The following is an 802-nucleotide window of genomic DNA, read 5'->3' as shown; positions in this document are numbered from 1 at the left end:
ATCTCATGCTTCAGCGCCGCCTCGCGGATGGTGCGCTTGAACATGAAGACCTGGTCGGCGAGCTCGATCGGGTTGCCGTGGCGCAGATTGATCTCGAGCTGGCCGGCGCCTTCCTCGTGGATCAGCGTGTCGATCTCCAGGCCTTGCCGTTCCGAGAAATGGTAGATGTCGTCGATCAGTTCGTCGAACTCGTTGACGCCGGCGATCGAATAGCCGGCGCCGCCGCCGATCGGCCGGCCCGAACGCCCGACGGGCGGCGTCAGCGGATAATCCGGATCGGGGTTCTTGCGCACCAGATAGAATTCGATCTCGGGCGCCACCACCGGCTTCAGGCCGCGCTCGTCATAGGCCGCAAGCACGCGCTTCAAGACGTTGCGCGGCGTGAACTCGACCGAGCGGCCGTCCTGATGGACGAGGTCGCAGATGACCGCCGCCGTCGGGTCTTCTTCCCAGGGCACCACGGTCAGCGTCGAAAGATCGGGCAGAAGCTTCAGGTCGCCGTCATCTTCGGGATAGTGGAAGCCGTTGCCATCCTCGGGATAGCCGCCGGAGATCGTCGTCATGAACACGGCCGAAGGCAGCGCCAGCGAGGTGTTGGAGGTGAATTTCTTCGACGGCATCATCTTGCCGCGGGCGACGCCCGCCTGGTCGGGCGTGATGCACTCTATGTCCTCGATGCCGCGCCATTCGAGCCAGGCGCTGGCCTCTTTCCAGTTCTTCACACCGCGTTGGTTCTTCAGGAAGGCAGGCGTGCGGGCGCGTCCCCCCCGGCTTGACGGACGGACTTCCTTTTTCTCAGGCG

At 64.2% G+C, this 802-nt stretch carries 1 protein-coding gene; it reads right to left on the bottom strand.

Annotation, left to right across the window (positions count from 1 at the left end; all coding sequences use genetic code 11):
* A partial coding sequence (locus EOD07_RS36180; protein ID WP_245470633.1) for a glutamine synthetase family protein occupies positions 1-802 on the bottom strand: 802 nt, incomplete at both ends.

The organism is Mesorhizobium sp. M2C.T.Ca.TU.002.02.1.1, from assembly GCF_003997225.1.
The sequence above is the reverse complement of the archived record's forward strand: the minus strand, read 5'-3'. Positions and strand labels throughout refer to the sequence as shown.